This is a genomic window from Agrobacterium sp. Ap1, from assembly GCF_017313375.1.
GTDB classification, from domain to species: domain Bacteria; phylum Pseudomonadota; class Alphaproteobacteria; order Rhizobiales; family Rhizobiaceae; genus Neorhizobium; species Neorhizobium cellulosilyticum.
Genome location: NZ_JAFLMY010000022.1, coordinates 41,791 through 60,147, shown reverse-complemented (window position 1 = coordinate 60,147; position 18,357 = coordinate 41,791). Strand labels below are relative to the sequence as shown.

Here is an 18,357-nt window from a genome sequence, read left to right as displayed (position 1 = left end):
GAACGCTTTTCGGCAGATGCTCGATGTCAGGAACATTGCCGCGCTCCACCTTGGCGAGCCAGCGGTGTTCCGGGAACCTCTCCATAGCGACCGCCTGCATCGCATATGGTGTGAGGCCAAGCCGGATCAGAGGTTCGGGGCCTGTGGCGCTCAACGCCAGATATTCGCCCTCACCAATGGCCGGCGCACGGTCGATGCCGCCATAGAGGTTCCGGTGCCAGTCGGTGATGTGCTGTTGCCAGCGTGCGAAATTGCCACCGCCCTTCTGGTGGTATTCCTCACCCGTCAGGATATCGAGGCAATCAATCGAATGAAGGGCGAGATAGACGGGGCAGCCACGGCTTAATGCCTTGAACCGCTGCGAGGTGTGGAAGCCGCTCACCGAAATGAGAGCTGGCAGCTTGTCCAGGCTGTAAAAGTCGTTCCATTCCGCTTCGCTGCCCGGATCGGCAAAGCTGCATTCTACCGTATAGATCATTGCACCACCTTCGACCGAAAGCACCTAGCTTCGGGCCTTGTCTATCGTTGATATTCTCTCATGATAGACTGCCGATTCATGTCTACATATCGACAATGGATCATGCTTCAGTGATCTAATATCATGGTGACGGCGGATCGAAGGCCGATCCATCACGTCAGGAACCGTCATGCGCCGCAAGATTCCCAGCAATTCCGCACTCATGGCGTTCGAGGCATCGGCGCGTCATGGCAGCTTCGCCCGCGCGGCCGACGAACTGGCCCTGACCGAAGGAGCGATCAGTCGGCAGATTGGCCGGCTGGAAGCCTTTCTCGGCGTCACACTATTCGAGCGGGTCGGTAATCGCGTCCGGCTTTTGCCGAATGGAGAGCGTTATGCCGTTCAGGTTCGCGAAACACTCGACCGGCTGGAGCGTGACAGTCAATATCTGATGGGGCAGCCGAGCAACGGCGCGAGCCTCGACATTGCCACGATCCCGACCTTTGCCACCCGCTGGCTCATTCCCCGGTTGGCACGGTTTCGGGAAAAGCACCCGAACATCATCGTGCACCTTGCCGAACAGATGGAACCCTTCGTGCTTGCTGGAAGCGGCTTCGATGCCGCGATCCATTTCGAGCACCCCGCATGGACGGGAATGAGAACGCACCGCCTGTTGCACGAGACGCTGGTGCCGATCTGCCACCCGGCGCTTCTGGGCGGAAGCGAAGGAGCGGTATCCCCGGATGAACTGCCGCGCCTTCATCGACGCCAGAACCCGGACGCTTGGCAAACCTATGCGCAGGAAACCGGGATCGTGCTGACTAATCCCGCAGTTGGTGCCCGTTACGATCTTCACTCCATGCAAATCGAAGCTGCGTTGGCGGGACTTGGTGTTGCGCTGGTGCCGCGCCTCTATATCGAAAGCGAACTTGCGGAAGGTCGCCTGGTCGCGCCTTGGCCCGATGGGATGTCGATCTCCAAGACCTTCTGCCTCGTCCTGCCGGCGACGATCCGGTTGAGTGACGGTCCTATCCAGATGTTTGCCAATTGGCTTCTCAAGGAGGCTCGATCGTCAAATCCAAAACCTTGAAAGCGGCACTTTCGCCCAGCCTACCCCGCCAGATTGCGATGACAGGGTCGTCGGTTCACATCACATCACATCACATCAAGGCGAGGCCCCGGAACACACACGGATCACTTACGAGACATCAGGCTGCAATATCCGCGACGTTGCTTTCGTTCGTCCTCAGCATCGCCTCACGGATTTGCTGCCGCAACCATGCGCAGCCAAGATCGCTGTCCATCTGAAGCGGCCAGACCATTGCCACGGGTGGAAAAGAAAGCGCCAATGGCTCCGGGCTGACCTCAAGTCCCAATAGCGGGCCATAACGAAGCGCAATGCGCGAAGATACGGTGGCAATCACCGCAGATGAACGCGCGGTGGCCAATATCGACATGAAATCGGGAGCTGCCGCCACGACTTCTAGTTCTGCACCTGCATGCTCCAGCGCATCCTTGACGCAGCCATGCAGGCTGTCCGTCTGCGAGATCACCGCATGTTGTGCGGCCATATACGCATCAAGATCCACCGGATTGGCGAGCTTCAGAAATTGGGATTGAAACAGCACAATACGCTGGACTGATACAGCGGCTCGCTATGGTGCCGTGTGTCCGGCAGGTAACTGCACCCCAGGGAGATATCGATGACGCCCGCATCCAGCATCGCGTCGACCTCCTGCGCATCACCACCGCGGGCGAGAATACGGATGCCCGGCGCGATATCCCGCAACCGCGCCGTCAGATAGGGAAGCAATAGCAGTTCCACCTCGCTGGAAAGTCCCAACCGGAATGTGCGTTGCTCGGTGGCCGGATCGAATGCGTCCGCCATCAACACGGCCGCCTGTGCCTGCCGCAGAGCCTGCCGCACTGGGCCGGACAAATTCAGCGCGCTGCGGTGGGCTTCATCACCTGGCCTACACGGACGAATCTCACAGGCGATAGTCCGCCCGAAAGAGGCGTGGTGAACGCCGGCTCCTTAAGGACAGCCGGCGTCTTCACTTACATGTAGACGATCCGGTTAAGCTTTGTGAGGAAATCGGCGTCCGAATTCGAGAGCTGAGCCATGCCGAAACGCTCCTGCACGATCTGGGAAACTAGGTCGCGGCGCTTGGAAAGACGCTCCTTTTCGGCTGATGCCAAGACGGTTGCCATTTGTTCCCTTTTCAGACTGGTGCAGTAAACCGGGGAACCAGGCTGTTGACGCCAAGAATCTGCAAGTGATCCGGCGTCGAACGGGTCAAAGCCGGTTTCATCGACCAGACGCATGGCCACGTCCCGGTCAATGTCCCGGTCCGCGGCGACGGGAATCGCGAGACGGTCGGGGCTGCCCGGCGGCTTCCCGAGTTCCGAAAAGGCCCGCGCTCCGACGGCGTTCCAAGCCTTAGCAATCGGTCGGCGCAGTTCCTCGGCGACCCACAGGCTTTCCACCTGACCAGCCTCGATAGCGTCGATCTTGTTGTCTCGGATGGGGTAATAGTTGGCAGTGTCGATCACTACCGTGTCCGTTGGGACATCCGTGAGAAGCGATTTGATGTCTGAGTGCTTTGCAAACGGAATCGATAGAATGATCACATCGACATCCCTCATTGCTTCCTCGGCCGTGACGGGTCTGGCACCGGAAGCCACTATTTCGGTCTCGATGGATTCCGGCCCCCGTGAATTTGCGATCTTGATGTCACGGCCGGCTTTTGCCAGTTCGCGGACGAGCGTCTTTCCGATATTGCCCGTCCCTAGAATTCCTATTTTCATGATAACTTCTCCGTTTTCAGTGCTTATCGACGCTCGGCGCCGGGCTTAGGCGTGAAAGGTGGTGCTTTCCTCGATAGCGGCCTTGCCGATACGGTAGCGGTTGGCGGCGGCGTCGGCATCGGGATAGCCGAACGACATGCCGAATAGCAGTTTCGACGCAGGATTGATGCCCAGCACATGCCGGATCGTCCCGGCATAAAGGCCAAGCATCGTCTGCGGGATCCCGCCGAGTCCATGGGCGGTCAGTGACAGCAGGAATGTCTGCCCGTACATGCCGATGTCACCGGCGACGCGCACGTTGTCGCCCACATCCGGCATGAAAAGCAGGGCGACATGCGGCGCCCCGAAAAATCCAAGATTGAACCGCGCCACGGTGCGCCGCTCCTCGTACGCTTCGCGCGAGACACCAAGCGCCTGATAGTACGCCGCGCCCTGATCCCGGGCCCGCTGCCAGTACGCGCCTGGATAGTCATCGATGGCAAAGCCGAAATCGGGCGTGTAGCGGCCGGCATCGTCATCGGCAAGGATTGCCCTGCTCAGCGCATCGCGCTTTGCACCGGAAACGATGTGGACCTGCCATGGTTGCGTGTTGCAGTTCGACGGCGCATGCTGCGCATCTTCGACCACCGCCCGGATCAGCGCGTCGGGCACAGGCAAGGGTAGGAAACTGCGGACGGAATGGCGATTACGAACAACGTCGTGAAAAAGTGCGGGTTCGGACACTTTGGTTCTCCATGAACAGCGCGATGAAGTCATCGCTATTGCATTTCGAGGATTCTTTTAGGTATTCATGCGCCTCCTAGCTCCGGAAAGATCTTTCAGCCAATGACCCGCGGGTCGAGCCCGTATTGAGCGGGCGCGTCGAGATGATCTCGCAGCGTCGTGCCCTCATAATCCCAATGAAAAAGTCCGCGCTCCTGGAGTATCGGAACCACGCCGTCGACGAACGCATCGATTCCGTCCTCAAACACGTCAGGCGACAGCCAGAAGCCATCAGCGGCGCCGGCTTCGAACCATTCCTGCATATGATCGGCGGCTTCAACGGCCGGGCCGACGATCGCTGGGTGATAATCGATCACGCCATGGGCGAGAACGTCGCGCAGGATCCAGCCTTCACGTGCGATCTTGAGGGCGTGCGCCGAACGAGGGTCGCCGGGCGACGGACGAGCGGAGGCCAATTGCTCCGATGTAAGCGGTGCGTCCAGATGGCCTGGGTCGAGCCGCAGGCCCAACATTTGACCTAGATACAGGACGCGTTGCGGAAACGTCTGCCAGCTCAGCGCAATTCGTCGGTCCAAGCCTTCGCGTCGATTAGGCACGATTGTCGTCATCAAACCAGCGAAGAACTTGACTTCGTCAGGGTTCCTCCCAGCTTTTTCGGCGGCGTTCCGAAGGGCGCTTCGCTGAGCGCGTGCATCCTCGATTGTGAAGACGGCGCCGATCACGCCGCTGGCATAGCGGCCCGCAACCTCCATCCCCTGGGCGCCGCCGCCTGCTTGGAAAATCACCGGCTGGCCCTGTTCCGAAGGCGGGAGCGGAAGCAGTCCGCCAGCGGCCACATGGCGCCCTTTCAGATTGATCGGCCGGAGCTTGTTGGAATCAGCGAACCGGCCGGATACTTTATCGTGCAGCCACGCGTCCAATCCCCAGCTGCCCCATAATGCCTGTACAAGCTGAATGAATTCATGCAGTCGTTCATACCTCTCGTGTCGTGGGGGCAGGGCTTGTCCGTAGAGGGCTGCGACATTAGAATCGCTGGAGGGTACGGCATTCCATCCGACTCGGCCGTGGCTCATCAGGTCGAGCGCTTTGAATTGTCGAGCCAAATTGAAGGGTTCGTTGAACGTAGAGGACCCGGTGGCAACCAACCCGATCCGCTGGGTCTCGCGCGCCACGGCAGCGAACGTCAAAAGCGGTTCGTTGATATTCAACGGAGCCTCATTCTCGAGAGCGTTTTGCCACGCAGGAAAATCCGGGGCGAACAGGAATTGAAACTTACCCCGTTCAGCGGCTTGAGCGTACCACACCTGACTGTCGAAACTCGTGTAATTCCTCGGGTCCACACCCGGCATCCGCCATGCGCCGGGTTGTGTGCCGTAACCGGCGTTCAAGACCATCCCAATGATCATTTGCCTAGTCATGTTGATTCCCGACTACCCCGTTCGCAGCATCTTGCCGGTTGGGTGAACTGATCCGTGAGCCGTTCGCGAAACTTCGCGGGGCCCGGCACCTCAGCCGGACCAGCCACCGGTGGGTGTGGTCAATTTTTATTGCTTTGCAGTGACCAGCTTCATGACCCAATGCTTCAACTCGGGTCCTGCCAGGCGGACAGCATTGCCAAGGCTGCTTCGTAGTTACCAGCAGCTTCGGCATTGCGGAGATATTTGGCCCGCTCCACAATTATTTCCCGGGGTGTGGGTTCGCCATGCAAAAGCGCGAGCGTCTCGTTGAGGAAGTCTTCCAAAGGCATAGCATGCTCATCGATTTCATCGCCGAACAACGTCGTTTGTACACCAGGCGGCGCCAGTTCAACCACGCGTACGGAGGTGTTGGCGAGTTGCACGCGCAAGCCTTCGGTGAACGAATGAACCGCTGCCTTGGTGGCGCTATATGTCATCGCTATGGGGAATGGAACAAATGCCAATGCGGAACTGACATTGATGAGGACACTGTCTTTCTGTTTCGCAAGTTGCGGCAAGAAAGCGTAGCTCATCCGAATGGTGCCTAAGAGGTTGATCGCGACGGTCTCTTCTGCATCCCTAAGTGAATCGGCAGCCATCGCATCTTCGCGCCGCATGATGCCCGCGTTGTTAATCACGACATTCAGGTCGGGATACCGCGCGGCTAAGAACTCACTTGCCCGGGCAATGGACGTAGCATCGGCTACATCGAGCTCAATAGCCTCGATGCCCGGATGATTGGCCGCGATCTGCTCCAACAACGCTTTGCGCCGCCCCGCTACGACAACCTTGTTGCCCGCCTCATGAAATCGCAGCGCTAGACCAAGTCCTATGCCTGCGGTGGAACCGGTGATAAGGATGGTATTGCCAGACCGCTTCATATGCTTCTCCAGATTGTCGGGACGGGTAAAGTTGAAACGGACAATTGTCCGCAAGCCGTGATACTAACGGACAGTTGTCCACTTAGCAATATACGCTTCGAGAAGGAGCAGAAATGGAAGAGTCACAAAAGGTTGAGCGTCGTGCGCGTGCGGACGCGTTACTGAACCGAGAGCGCATCTTGGAGGCCGCGTTAGCGGAGCTGCCTTATTCTGCAGACGTTCCCCTAAGCGTGATCGCTAGGAAGGCTGGCGTAGGACAAGGGACCTTCTACCGACACTTTCCGACGCGAGAGGCACTGGTGATGGAGGTCTATCGCTATGAGATGTTGCAGGTTGCAAAATACGCCGAACATCTGCTTCAGAGCCGCCCGCCTGACCTAGCTTTGCGTGAGTGGATGGCTCGTCTTGCCGAGTACGCCATGACCAAGGCTGGCCTGGCCGATGCAATACGCGAGATGTCGAGTTTGGGGGACTGTGCAGGAAAGGAGAGTTATGCCCCGGTGGTCGCTGCAGCCCAGTCCTTACTTGATGCAAATGAGAAGGCGGGCACCATTCGCCCCGGCATCACCGCTGATGACTTTTTTCTGGCCATTGCCGGTATTTGGCAGATCAACTTCAACGATGAGTGGAAACCCCGGTTGGGTTGGCTGATGGACTTTGTTATGGAAGGATTACGGGCGGGCGCCCCGGCACGGCCTGCCTCAGCGTAGGTTGTTAAGACCATTTGATGCACACGGGCTCGTGATAAGCGGTTAGTGAAACCGATAACAGCAGGAGTGCAGGAGATTAATGCGGATGCGACGATGGAAACACGTTGCCACGCTCCGAGCTAAAGCCAGAGTTGGATATCGGCCTCGCCCCCGGCGTCAGCGACCCGCTTGCGGGCAACATCTGCGCTGTGGGTGTGTATCTCCACGCCATGAACCATCGGGCACGATCGCCCGCGTGGAGCGAGTTCACGAAGGCGCTCGACCGCGGAAACCAGAAATGCAGCGTCGCCAGCAGCAGGCTCGAGCACGCGATCCTCTGGCGCGCGAATGGCCCATCTGGAGATGAAACGGGTAATCGCTGGAGGCGTGAAGAACGCGCCTCTCTCCTTGCGGAGGACGGAAGTGTCGATAGGGTCGCGATGGGTAACGTAGGTCACGGCTAGCTCCCGAATCGTGCACGCGTGGGTTCGCTGTCTTGCCGCTTACCTATCCTATAGAGATGAATTTCTGTCTACTCTTTGTTCCTATTTTCATTCTGCCGATCCAGCGGAAAATTGCGGCGAGCCGCTGCCTTGCGACGGCCTACTCCCTGCCCAGAAAGACAATGCGTGTAGAGGGGTCGGTACGGCCTATCACATTTAATTAAGGTGCTTAGCGATCTGCGGGTCGTTGGCTCGATTCCTATCAAGGCGAAAGAAATCTGGAAGGGTCTGTGTCATCCCGCCAAAGACCTGCAAATCGGGACTAGTGCGCCGGATCAGAGATGCCGAGACAGTGTCGCGACCGGTACAAGGGACGATGCCTGCCCGGATTGGATACCGCCGCTAGAATTCGTCGACACGCCCGATCACTTAATGACAACACAGTAGATGAGGTGCGAGGTCGATCAGGAATTCGTCGGAGCGTAGCGAAATCCGGTGCTGGCCTGTATAACATCGACTGGCGACATCGAGCGGAAACGGGCTTTAGGTTCCATGTGATTTAGCGACCCGCAATTGAAAGGGTGGGGCAAAGATGCGAGCAGTTCAAACCTCCCTTCACACGGCTTTCGGACCTGCCGCAACTGCGGCGGAAGCTGCTGTTGGCGTAGATCTCACAGGCCGGGTTGCATTGGTAACCGGTGGTTCCTCCGGTCTGGGCCTGGAGACAGTTAGAGTGCTGGCGGCACGCGGCGCAAGTGTCTGCGTAACCGCGATAGACCCGGTGGCCGCCCGAGCCGCCTTGGAGGGGATTGCTGGCGTGGAGGTGGAGCACATTGATCTGTTCGACCGCCCGTCAATTGAAAGATTCGCCGCAGCATTTCTCAAGCGCCAAAGCCGACTTGATATTTTGATTCTCAATGCGGGTGTGATGGCAAAGCCGCTAATTCGCGACATCGATGGCCATGAGGGCCATTTTTCCGCTAACTATCTTGGACACTTTCGGCTCACCGCCTTGGTGTGGCCTGCACTGCTTGCCGCACCCAAGTCTCGAGTAGTTGTCCTCTCGTCTCGAGCACATCACTTGTGTGACGTCGATCTCGACGACCTTGATTTCGTCCGGCGTCCCTACGACGAATGGATGGCCTACGGCCAGTCAAAGACAGCAAATGCACTTCTTGCTGTCTCGCTGGACGAGCGGGGGCGGCACCATGGCATCCGCGCGTTTTCTGTACACCCTGGAATGATAATCACGCCGGGGATCCAGCACCTGACGCGCGCGGAACTTGATGCTTTTGGAGTTCTTGCGGCGGACGGCACACCCATCATTGATCCCACACGGGATATGAAAACCGTGGCGCAAGGCGCGGCGACGACCGTCTGGTGCGCAACCTCGCCAATGCTGGACTCGATAGGGGGCGTGTACTGCGAAAACTGTGATGTCGCACCCGTGGAGCAGGACAGTTCCTTCGGGGTAAGACCCTACGCGATCGACCCGCAAAGAGCCGAGTTGTTATGGCAGGCAACCGCGAGGCTGACCGGTATCGACATTACAAGACCCTGACATACCATGGCTAGCCGTTGTGCGTTCTCCGCGCCAATGGCATGGGACATAGAAGTTGCGCAATAATAGATCGACGCCCTTCTTCATCCCTCTCGTATATTACAATTTTGGTTCGAGCGGTCGCCGGCTTTAAGTATTTCGATAAGCTAACGTTGCCTTTCACCGAGACTTTACTTCATACTTAGGGCTCGAAGCGCCCAGTCATCAGAGAAGCACTTAATGCAAGGGGAAGCGCCACCGAATGTCACGCTCGCGGCTGGTGAAGCGACCGCCTTCGGTTCGTTCGTCCTCTATCCGGTGCGGCATCTGTTGCTGAAAGACGACGAGCCCGTCGCCGTTGGCTCCCGAGCTCTCGAAATACTCATCGCATTGACCGAGCAATCGGGTGAACTGGTAACGAAGGACGAACTGACCGCGCGGGCCTGGCCAAACGCCACGGTGGAGGAATCCAACCTCAGAGCGCAGATCGCATTGCTCCGCAAAGTGCTCGGCGACGATCAAGCGGCCCCCCGTTTCATCGCCGCCGTTCCTTCACGCGGCTACCGTTTCGTTGCGCCTCTCGTCCGTTCCCGCGTCCAAGAAGAACCCGAGGCGACAACCCCGCCGAACAACCTTCCAAGACAGCTGACCCAAGCCATAGGACGTGAAGAGCCAATCATGATCGTCGAAGGGCGTTTCCTAAGGTCTCGGCTGGTGACGATCGTCGGACCAGGCGGCATAGGAAAGACAACCGTAGGTCTTTGCGTAGCGGAACATCTGGCTTCATTGCATAGGCATGGTCTGTGCTACGTTGACCTGGCACCGGTCACGAATCCGCAACTCGTCCCTTCTGTCCTGGCTTCGTTGCTTCGTCTCCCTGAGACATCGCGCGATCCGACCGGGTCCCTGGTCGAATACCTTCGTGCAAAGCACATGATCCTCGTATTCGACAGTTGCGAACTCGTTCTCGAAGCCACTGCTCGGCTCGTTGAAACCCTACTCCGTCAGGCTCCGGAAATCAGCATTCTTGCCACCAGCCGAGAGGCTTTGCGGGTGGAAGGTGAAAGTGTCTATCGGCTCCCACCGCTGGATATGCCGCCGTCGGCCGCGGGTTTGACTGCCGCCGACGCGTTGGAGTTCCCTGCTATTCGCTTGTTCGTCGATAGAGCGGCGTCGTCTGGAAGCGGTTACCTTTTCGATGATGACGAAGCGCCTGTCGTCGCGCACATATGCCGCCAACTCGACGGCATCGCACTCGCCATTGAGCTCGCGGCGGCACGGGTGGAGGCGTTTGGCACGCGCGGCATCGCGGAACTTCTGAACGATCGCTTGCGGTTGCTGACAGGTGGACGGCGCACCGCTCTGCCCCGCCATCAAACCCTGGCTGCGATGATCGACTGGAGCTATGGGGCGCTGTCGCAGGGGGAGCGAAGAGTCCTACGTCGACTCGCAGTGTTCGCTGGCGATTTTGGACGGGAAGCGGCTGTTGCGATTGCGTCTGACCCTTCCGCCCCCGAGCGCGATATACCGGGTCATCTTGCGGACCTCGTCGCGAAATCCCTGGTTGCCGTCGATGCTCAGCGCACTGCCGCGCGATATCGTTTGCTCGACACGACACGGGCCTTCGTCCTGGACAAAGTTCGCGAGGAAGGAGAACTCAATGCCGTCATGCGGCAACTGGCGGCCTATCTACTCGAAATCCTCAAACATTCGCAGGAGGAAGTCGAATCCCTGTCGAGCGAAGAATGGCTGTCGCGGTATGAAATCCATCTCAACAACGTGCGCTCCGTTCTGGACTGGGCGTGCTCGGACCAGGGCGATCTGGAAGTTGGCCTTGAGGTCACCGTCGCCGCCATTCCGATTTGGTATCAGCTTTCTCTCGTCGACGAGTGCCTGACCAACGTCCAACGCGCGCTGCTGGGCATCGCCCCCGGAGTGACAAGAAACAAGCACGTGCGTCACATCATGCAGCTCTACAGAGCGCTCGGGCTATCTCAAGCTTTCAAGATCGGTTTTGCGCCGCAAGCGATAGCCGCGTTTGCCAAGGCACTGGAGGTATCGGAAGAACTGGGCGACCTCGACGCTCAGGCGGAAGCGCTCTGGGGCCTGTGGGTAGCGCAGGTGGGTATGGGTGAATATCGCGCGTCCTTGAAAAGCGCAGAACGTTTCGTCGCTATTGCCAAGAGTGGGCTTGATCGTTTTATCGGTGACCGCATGCTCAGCATGACCCTGTTCTGCATGGGTGATTTTCGGGGTTCTCGTCATCATGCGGATCTCATGTTGGCGCACGATGTCTCGGCTGAAACATCGTCCCCGAACTCAGTGCGTTTCAGGTTCGGCCAGTCGGTCTCGGCACGAATTCAGCCCGCTCAGCTGCTCTGGATACAGGGTTTTCCAGAGCAGGCCATGAACGCTGTAAGTACGGCCGTTCAGGCAGCGCGGAGTTCGGGCCATGCGATCTCGTTATGTGAAGCCCTGGCGCGTTGGTCGTGCCCAGTCTTCGTACACGTCGGGGACCTGGCGGCGGCAGATTCTGCGATAACAGAGCTTTTCGACGTGGCGTCGGCGAATTCGCTCGGCCCATGGGAGGTGTTCAGCCGCTGTTGGAAGGCAGCTCTGCTGATCGAGCTGGGGGCACACGAGCGCGGGGTGCCTCTCCTCCGAAACGGATTAGCCGAACTGCGTCAGGCAAAGCTTTTCAACCTCTACAAGGTCAGATTTCTTGGATATTTGGCAGAAGGTCTCTCCTCGCTCGGACAATATGTTGAAGCGCGTTCTTTGGTCGAGGCGGCGATTAGTGACAGCGAAACAACAAGCGAGCTCTGGTGCATTGCGGAACTCTACCGTCTGAAAGGTGATGTGCTCAGACGAGGGGGCGAGGACCTGGATCTCGTTGAACAATGCTATCGCTATTCGATCCAGTTGGCGGAGACGCAGGATGCCCTGTCCTGGGAACTGCGAGCGACAACCAGTATGGCAAGGTTGATACGCGAACAAGGGGACACCGCTCGGGCACGTGCGGCGTTGGCGTCGGTATACAACCGGTTCACCGAGGGCTTCGATTCGGCCGACGTGGTGGCGGCCAAGACTCTTTTGGCTGAGATGTCCTGACCTCTCCTGCGTCTCCGTGAACCTATAGGCCACAAGATTTCACCACGATTCACTGGCCTTAGAGCGGGCCGCTCTGCCATCTTCTGCGTGTCGCCGGATAGTCGTCGACACCGCATGAAGGGCACCCAGATGACCACAAAAGCCACCACCATGGACGCTCTCGTTCTGAACGAAGCCAATTCCGCCCTCGTCCGCACAACGATGGTCTGCCCAGCGCCCGCGGCAGGCGAGGTTCTGGTTCGGGTCAAGGCCAGCAGCGTCAATCCGCTCGACCTCAAGATCAAAAGCGGCCAGGCTCCCCACGCCCGCCATCCACTGCCAGCCATCCTCGGCATGGACGTCGCCGGGATTGTCGAAGCCGTCGGACCCGGCGTGACCGCGTTCAAGCCACAGGACGAGGTGTTCGGCCTGACGGGGGGCGTAGGTGGTCTCCAGGGTTCGCTCGCGACTTTCATCACTGTCGATGCGGACCTGCTTGCCCCCAAGCCCACGAACCTGACCATGCGCGAGGCGGCCGCGCTGCCGCTGGTCTTCATCACCGCTTGGGAAGGCCTCGTCGATCGCGCGCAGGTTCAAGCGCGTCAGAAGGTACTCGTGCTTGGTGCAGGCGGTGTCGGTCACGTCGCGATCCAGATTGCCCGGGCTTTCGGAGCTGACGTCTTCGCGGTCGACAAGGCCTCCAAGCAAACCCAGATCGAAGAGCTTTGCGCCACGGCGATCGACCGCCATCAGACGACCGTCGAAGAGTATGTGAAAGACCATACGGGCGGACGCGGGTTTGACATCGTCTACGACACCGTAGGCGGAGCTGGGATCGACGCCGCTTTCAACGCCGTGACTCGCTTCGGCCATGTCGTCAGCTGCCTCGGTTGGGGCACGCATTCACTCGGCCCGCTCTCCTTCCGTGCCGCAAGCTACTCGGGCGTCTTCACGCTCCTGCCGATCCTGACGGGGGAAGGGCGCGCCCATCACGGGCAAATCCTGCGAGAAGCGAAGCGGCTAGCCGAAGCCGGTAAGATTACACCTCTCGTCGATCCACGCCGCTTCAGTTTCGAGAGTATCGCGGAAGCATACGCCGAAATCGAGAATAAGACCGCCAACGGCAAAATCGTGATCGACGTCGCCGATTAGAGCCACCTTCACATCTCTGAACAAAGGAAAGATGCCATGCCATTCGTCAATGTGAAACTGGTCGACGGCGTCTTCACGCCGGAAGAGAAACACGCCCTTGCCAAGGCCCTGACCGACGTCATGGTCAAGTTCGAAGGCTCCGAGGCCTTCCGCGAGGTCGTGTGGGTCCTTATCGAGGAACTACACACCGATGGGTGGCATATCGGCGGCAGGCCGTTCGAAGGACCCAAGTCTTTGATGACGACGCTTTCGAAATCCAAGGACATTGTCGAGATGATCGATGGCACGCCAACCACCCGAAAAGAATGGGCAACGGCGGCTCCGGTCCTGGGCTGACAATTCGCAATCTCGACACAGCAGAAAACCCGGCATCCGGACAGCAGACACCCGGAAGCCGAAAGAGGACCTGTGTCCGTCCCGCGGAGGTAAGAGACATGAATTCGGTCGACGCAACAATGACAATGCCCACTGCGACGAGACGGGATGTCCTGATCGGAGCCACTGCTCTCGCACTCGCCACGACGCTCCCTCTGGAGGCTATGGCCGCCACGGTGTCGTTGAACTCAACCACAGCAGACATTGAAGAAGGGAATGAGACCATGAGCAGCATCAGGACGAAGGACGGCGCGCAGATTTTCTACAAGGACTGGGGTAGCGGGCAGCCGATTGTATTCCACCACGGCTGGCCGCTGAGCGCCGACGACTGGGACAATCAGATGCTGTACTTTCTCAGCAAGGGATTCCGCGTCGTTGCGCATGACCGACGGGGCCATGGTCGCTCGAGCCAGACATCAGGTGGCAACGACATGGATACCTACGCGGCCGATGTCGCAGCCCTCGCTGAGGCGCTCGACCTTCGCGACGCGATCCACGTCGGCCATTCGACGGGAGGCGGCGAAGTCACGAGGTATGTCGCCCGCCACGGCAAGGGCCGGGTCGCCAAAGCGGTTCTCGTCTCCGCCATTCCGCCTGTGATGGTCAAATCCGCTGACAATCCTGGCGGTACTCCTATCGAGGTGTTCGATGGTTACCGAGCAGCTCTGGCCGCCAACCGGGCGCAGCTTTACCTAGATATCGCCAGCGGACCGTTCTACGGCTTCAACCGTCCTGGTGCCAAGATTGCCGAAGGGACGATCCGCAATTGGTGGCGTCAAGGCATGATGGGCGGAGCGAACGCCCACTACGAATGCATCAAGGTCTTCTCTGAGACCAATTTCACCGAGGACTTGCAGGCCATAGACGTCCCGGTCCTGGTGATGCACGGCAGCGACGACCAGGTGGTGCCGATTGCAGACTCCGCCGAACTCTCCGTCAAGCTGCTCAAGAACGGAAAACTCAAGGTCTATGACGGCTATCCGCACGGGATGTTCACCACCCATGCGGACGTGATCAATGCGGACATTCTGGCCTTCATCAAAGCCTGACCGCCTGGGCAGGATTCCAGTCCTGCCCTCCATCTTATCAGTTCCAGCTCGAAAGCGGTCGGCTCGCCTGAGACCGGCTTCGGAAAGGTATGTCATGAAGTCCGAACACATGCTCTCCCGTCGTGGGTTTTGCCTTTGCTGCATCGGCGCGGCCGGTTTCGCTGCCACGGGCGGCTGGATGAGTCCCCGCGCAGCCTATGCGGAGGCCCGCGGCCTCGTGAGCCTCATAAAGGACAGTGCCGCCAAGTCTGTCATCTCAGCCCATAAACTCAGGAACGGCATCACCGTCCTCGAGGGCTCCGGCGGCAACATCGCCGTGATGGACGGAAACGACGGCCTCGTCATGGTCGACGCCGGGATTAGCGTATCCCGCGAGCAGATGACGAAGGCTCTCACCGAAATCTCGCCACAGCCAGTCACACATTTGATCAACACCCATTGGCATTTCGACCACGCTGACGGAAACGCCTGGATCGGCTCTGACGGGACCAAGATTATCGCGCACGAGAACACCCGCAAATATCTGTCTCAGGTTCAACGGGTCGAAGACTGGGACTACAATTTCCTCCCGCTCCAACGTAACGGCGTGCCGCAACACGTCTTCTCAAAGGAGCATTCGCTCAAGCTCAATGGAGAGACCCTTGTCCTGAAATATTACGGGCCGGCGCATACCGATGGCGACATTTCGGTGATGTTCGCCGAGGCGGACGTCCTGCATGCCGGCGATACCTACTGGAACGGGATATATCCATTCATCGACCATTCAACGGGCGGCGGCATCGACGGGATGATTGCTGCGTCCGAGGCGAACCTTGCCAACTCCACGGACAAGACGATTATCATTCCAGGCCACGGAAACCCGGTCAGCAACCGCAAAGAGCTGCGTGAGTTTCGCGACATGCTGGTCGGTGTCCGCGAGAACGTGGCGACGCTCAAGCGTCAGGGTAGGACTCGCGACGAGGCGGTAGCCGCCAAGCCGACTGCGGCATTCGATGCCAAGTGGGGCAACTTCGTCATTGATCCGGGCTTCTTCACGCGGCTCGTATACGAGGGCGTGTAGCCGCAAAGAACTGCACAATTGATTGTTCCCTTTCCTGGCGCGCTCCTCCCAAGCCCATACGCGCCATCGGGGCGCCCCGCCGGGGCGTCCCGAACCGATCCGCTCAACAAATTCCAGTTATTAGGAGACGATCATGTCAGAAACAAAAACCGCCTTGTTCATCGATATTCCGGTTGAACTGCGGGAAGTCAAATCAGTCCACAGCATCGGCGGGCTCGAATTCGAAGGCGACCTGCCCGCAGCGCTATTCCACCTTCAGCTGATCACGACCGACATCGCGAACTGGAAAGCCGCGTCAGAGGTGATCGTCGTCTTCCACACCAACGCTGGCCACGTCACGCTTGACGACGCCGCCTACAACACGTCGCGCAACATCGCCACCGGGAACCCGTACAAGAAGCTTGTCGCCGACCTCATAGACATCGGCGTGAAGGTCGAGCTCTGCGGCGCGACTGCGAAGGTGAACGGCTGGGGCAATGCCGATCTCCTACCCCGCATCAAGATCAACCTGGATGCAATGGCGCGCACGATCCAGCTCGTCCAGCAGGGTTTTGTCAAGATAACCGAGTGACGTTCGGCTAGCCAAGCCGGCCGCGACATCATTCCTAAGGAGGCTGAAATGCTTCAATTCCCATTCGCATTCCATTCGACAGCGTCGGACGTTCTGCTCGGTGTCGATCTGCAGGGAAAGACGATGATTGTGACCGGGGGCGCAAGCGGGATCGGCGTGGAGACGACGGCGGCCCTCGCAGCCGCTGGAGCCTCCGTGGTCATTGCCGCCCGTCGTCCCGACGATGCCGAGTTGGTCGCCAGGGACCTCCGGATCAGGACGGCCAATCCCGCCATCCAGGTCCGTCAACTCGATCTCGCCGACCTAAGCTCGGTCTGCCGCTTCGTCGACGATTGGGAAGGTCCAGTGCATGCGCTCGTCAACAATGCGGGCATCATGGCGCTGCCGGACCTCCAGCGCTCATCCCAGGACTGGGAAATGCAGTTCGCGACGAACTTCCTCGGGCATTTCGCTCTGACTGTCGGTCTTCGCCGCTCCCTTGCACTGGCTCAGGGAGCGCGCGTGGTCTCCGTGAGTTCCAGCGGCAGCCTCTTCGGTCCGGTATTCTGGGACGACCCGCACTTCCACTTCATTCCCTACGATCCGCTCCTTGCCTACGCCCAATCGAAGACCGCTTGCACACTACTTTCCGTAGCCATCAAGGATCGTTGGGCCGATGACGGCATTGTGTCGAACGCGCTCAATCCCGGAGCTATCGCTACCAATCTGCAGCGTCACACAGGAGGCCTGCGTACGCCCGAACATCTCCGTAAGACTCCGGAGGAAGGCGCGGCCACATCGGTGCTGCTCGCGGCATCCCCCTTGGTGGAAGGAACGAACGGGCGCTATTTCGAAAACTGCGCTGAGGCTCCGATGGTCCCCCGTCGCCCTCAACTGAAGTTAGAAGGTGTGGCCGAATATGCCCTCAACAGTGCCAACGCCCATAGACTGTGGGAGATGGCCCTCGATCTCCTGGGAGATCGGGGATGAATACGTTTCAGCAGGTGATGTTCATGGGCTGGGCGGTCGAGGCGCGCTCACGCGGGTGCGATCGAGCGAAAGCACGGTCTGCATAACTTCATCAGCGACGTGACTGCCAATGCGGCGAGACATTCCTCAACTGCACGACGGTCGATCTAGACCAGTTGACCTGTCTTCTGATCTTGCGATTCGCCCTTTGTCTTTTTGAACATGGCTGGAGTGTGTCCCGTGATGCGCTTGAACACTTTGTTGAATGCGGCATCCGAACCGTATCCCGCCCTACGGGCGACTTCCGAAATCGGTGCGGACGATTTCAGAAGCATTGTGGAGGCAAAATGCACACGCCAGCTTGTGAGATATTCCACGGGTGTTTGCCTGAGGACGCTCTTGAAGTGCACGGCGAAGGCGGACCGAGACATGCCTGCGGTTCGGTCCAGTCTTTCGATGGTCCAGTCCCTTGCGGGGTCGGCATGGATTGCCTCGATGACAGACTTCAGGCGCTTATCGGACACCGCGGCCAGCCAACCCTGCTTGGGGCTGCTGCTGTCTTCGACATGTGCGCGTATGGCGTGGATGAACAGCAACTCGAAAAGGCGAGCGACGGCAGCCTCGGCCCCGAGGCCTGGACTAGCGGTTTCGATCGCCAACATCTCGAGCACCGACGCGATAGCGGTCGTATGGCCCTCGCTTTTCTTGAGGTGCAGAAAGCGCGGAAGCACCTCAAGGACGGAGTCGCGCTCAAGCCGCTCGATTTCGAATGATCCGCTGATGAACGTCGTCGTGGCTCCGCCGCCGCCGAACTCTATTCGGTCTCCGACCCGGCCGCGCTCGACATCGACGCAATCGATCAGGAGGGAGCGTTCGTTATCGAAGATTTTATATGCGGTCTCGTCGAGCAAGATGAAAACGTCCCCGCTTAGAAGCCGCGTTGGTTCGACCCTGTCGGGCGTCGTCAGCACAGCCGCCCCTTCGACAACGTGGACGAATTTCACGACGCGCTCGCCCGGGGAAGAGATTCCCCACGGCGCACTCGCTTCCAGACAGGTGAACTTGGCGCCTTTTATACGCGGGGCGGCGAAGATTTTGGAAAGCGTATCCATGA

17 protein-coding genes and 1 pseudogene are annotated in these 18,357 nt (G+C 59.0%); 10 read left to right on the top strand and 8 right to left on the bottom strand.

Going from position 1 to position 18,357, the window contains the following annotated elements; genetic code table 11:
* A partial coding sequence (locus JZX87_RS26000; protein WP_206828795.1) for a sugar ABC transporter occupies positions 1 to 478 on the bottom strand: 478 nt, incomplete at its 3' end.
* A 169-nt stretch (positions 479 to 647) separates the two neighbouring features.
* Between JZX87_RS26000 and JZX87_RS25995 the strand changes: the two genes are divergently transcribed.
* Positions 648 to 1,547 (top strand): LysR substrate-binding domain-containing protein, encoded by a 900-nt coding sequence (locus JZX87_RS25995; RefSeq protein ID WP_206828794.1) that lies wholly within the window; start codon positions 648 to 650, stop codon positions 1,545 to 1,547.
* Positions 1,548 to 1,665: 118 nt separating this feature from the next.
* Here JZX87_RS25995 and JZX87_RS25990 read toward each other — a convergent pair.
* From JZX87_RS25990 to JZX87_RS25970, 5 genes and pseudogenes are all read right to left on the bottom strand, one after another.
* Positions 1,666 to 2,443: pseudogene (locus tag JZX87_RS25990) on the bottom strand (LysR substrate-binding domain-containing protein); the annotation flags it as partial.
* 72 nt (positions 2,444 to 2,515) lie between these two features.
* Entirely contained in the window at positions 2,516 to 3,265 is a 750-nt protein-coding gene (locus JZX87_RS25985; RefSeq protein ID WP_206828793.1) for an NADPH-dependent F420 reductase, read from the bottom strand.
* A gap of 45 nt (positions 3,266 to 3,310) precedes the next feature.
* Entirely contained in the window at positions 3,311 to 3,988 is a 678-nt protein-coding gene (locus JZX87_RS25980) for a nitroreductase (RefSeq protein ID WP_353654262.1), read from the bottom strand.
* A gap of 95 nt (positions 3,989 to 4,083) precedes the next feature.
* Positions 4,084 to 5,394 carry an NtaA/DmoA family FMN-dependent monooxygenase gene (locus tag JZX87_RS25975; RefSeq protein ID WP_286195076.1) on the bottom strand — a complete coding sequence of 437 codons (1,311 nt, stop codon included), beginning with the start codon at positions 5,392 to 5,394 and terminating at the stop codon, positions 4,084 to 4,086.
* Between the two features lie 176 nt (positions 5,395 to 5,570).
* A complete protein-coding gene (locus tag JZX87_RS25970) occupies positions 5,571 to 6,326 on the bottom strand; it encodes an SDR family oxidoreductase (RefSeq protein ID WP_206828790.1) in 756 nt (251 codons plus the stop codon).
* A 113-nt stretch (positions 6,327 to 6,439) separates the two neighbouring features.
* Between JZX87_RS25970 and JZX87_RS25965 the strand changes: the two genes are divergently transcribed.
* Positions 6,440 to 7,036: a TetR/AcrR family transcriptional regulator gene (locus tag JZX87_RS25965; protein ID WP_206828789.1), complete on the top strand. Its 597-nt coding sequence runs from the start codon at positions 6,440 to 6,442 to the stop codon at positions 7,034 to 7,036.
* Between the two features lie 119 nt (positions 7,037 to 7,155).
* On the opposite strand, the gene JZX87_RS25960 is transcribed toward JZX87_RS25965, so the two are convergent.
* Positions 7,156 to 7,473, bottom strand: coding sequence for an N-6 DNA methylase (locus JZX87_RS25960; RefSeq protein ID WP_353654261.1), 318 nt, complete (start codon positions 7,471 to 7,473; stop codon positions 7,156 to 7,158).
* 577 nt (positions 7,474 to 8,050) lie between these two features.
* On the opposite strand from JZX87_RS25960, the gene JZX87_RS25955 reads away from it, so the two are divergent.
* The 8 genes from JZX87_RS25955 (at position 8,051) to JZX87_RS25920 (ending at position 17,264) form a co-directional block, all read left to right on the top strand.
* Positions 8,051 to 9,019 (top strand): SDR family NAD(P)-dependent oxidoreductase, encoded by a 969-nt coding sequence (locus JZX87_RS25955; RefSeq protein WP_206828788.1) that lies wholly within the window; start codon positions 8,051 to 8,053, stop codon positions 9,017 to 9,019.
* Between the two features lie 219 nt (positions 9,020 to 9,238).
* Positions 9,239 to 12,109 carry an ATP-binding protein gene (locus tag JZX87_RS25950; protein WP_206828787.1) on the top strand — a complete coding sequence of 957 codons (2,871 nt, stop codon included), beginning with the start codon at positions 9,239 to 9,241 and terminating at the stop codon, positions 12,107 to 12,109.
* A gap of 129 nt (positions 12,110 to 12,238) precedes the next feature.
* Positions 12,239 to 13,240, top strand: coding sequence for a zinc-dependent alcohol dehydrogenase family protein (locus JZX87_RS25945; RefSeq protein WP_404946703.1), 1,002 nt, complete (start codon positions 12,239 to 12,241; stop codon positions 13,238 to 13,240).
* A gap of 36 nt (positions 13,241 to 13,276) precedes the next feature.
* Positions 13,277 to 13,576 (top strand): tautomerase family protein, encoded by a 300-nt coding sequence (locus JZX87_RS25940; protein ID WP_206828786.1) that lies wholly within the window; start codon positions 13,277 to 13,279, stop codon positions 13,574 to 13,576.
* Between the two features lie 263 nt (positions 13,577 to 13,839).
* Positions 13,840 to 14,664, top strand: a complete 825-nt coding sequence (locus JZX87_RS25935) for an alpha/beta fold hydrolase (protein ID WP_206828799.1) — start codon at positions 13,840 to 13,842, stop codon at positions 14,662 to 14,664.
* 94 nt (positions 14,665 to 14,758) lie between these two features.
* The gene (locus tag JZX87_RS25930; protein WP_206828785.1) at positions 14,759 to 15,724 is read left to right on the top strand and encodes an MBL fold metallo-hydrolase; all 966 of its coding nucleotides are present in this window, start codon (positions 14,759 to 14,761) and stop codon (positions 15,722 to 15,724) included.
* A gap of 133 nt (positions 15,725 to 15,857) precedes the next feature.
* On the top strand, positions 15,858 to 16,295 hold the full coding sequence (locus tag JZX87_RS25925) for a DsrE family protein (RefSeq protein ID WP_206828784.1): 438 nt from the start codon (positions 15,858 to 15,860) through the stop codon (positions 16,293 to 16,295).
* A gap of 123 nt (positions 16,296 to 16,418) precedes the next feature.
* Complete coding sequence (locus tag JZX87_RS25920; protein WP_286195077.1) at positions 16,419 to 17,264, top strand: SDR family NAD(P)-dependent oxidoreductase; 846 nt, start codon at positions 16,419 to 16,421, stop codon at positions 17,262 to 17,264.
* Between the two features lie 146 nt (positions 17,265 to 17,410).
* Here the strand turns inward: JZX87_RS25920 and JZX87_RS25915 are convergent, their stop codons facing one another.
* A complete protein-coding gene (locus JZX87_RS25915) occupies positions 17,411 to 18,355 on the bottom strand; it encodes an AraC family transcriptional regulator (protein ID WP_206828782.1) in 945 nt (314 codons plus the stop codon).
* Between the last annotated feature and the right edge of the window lie 2 nt (positions 18,356 to 18,357).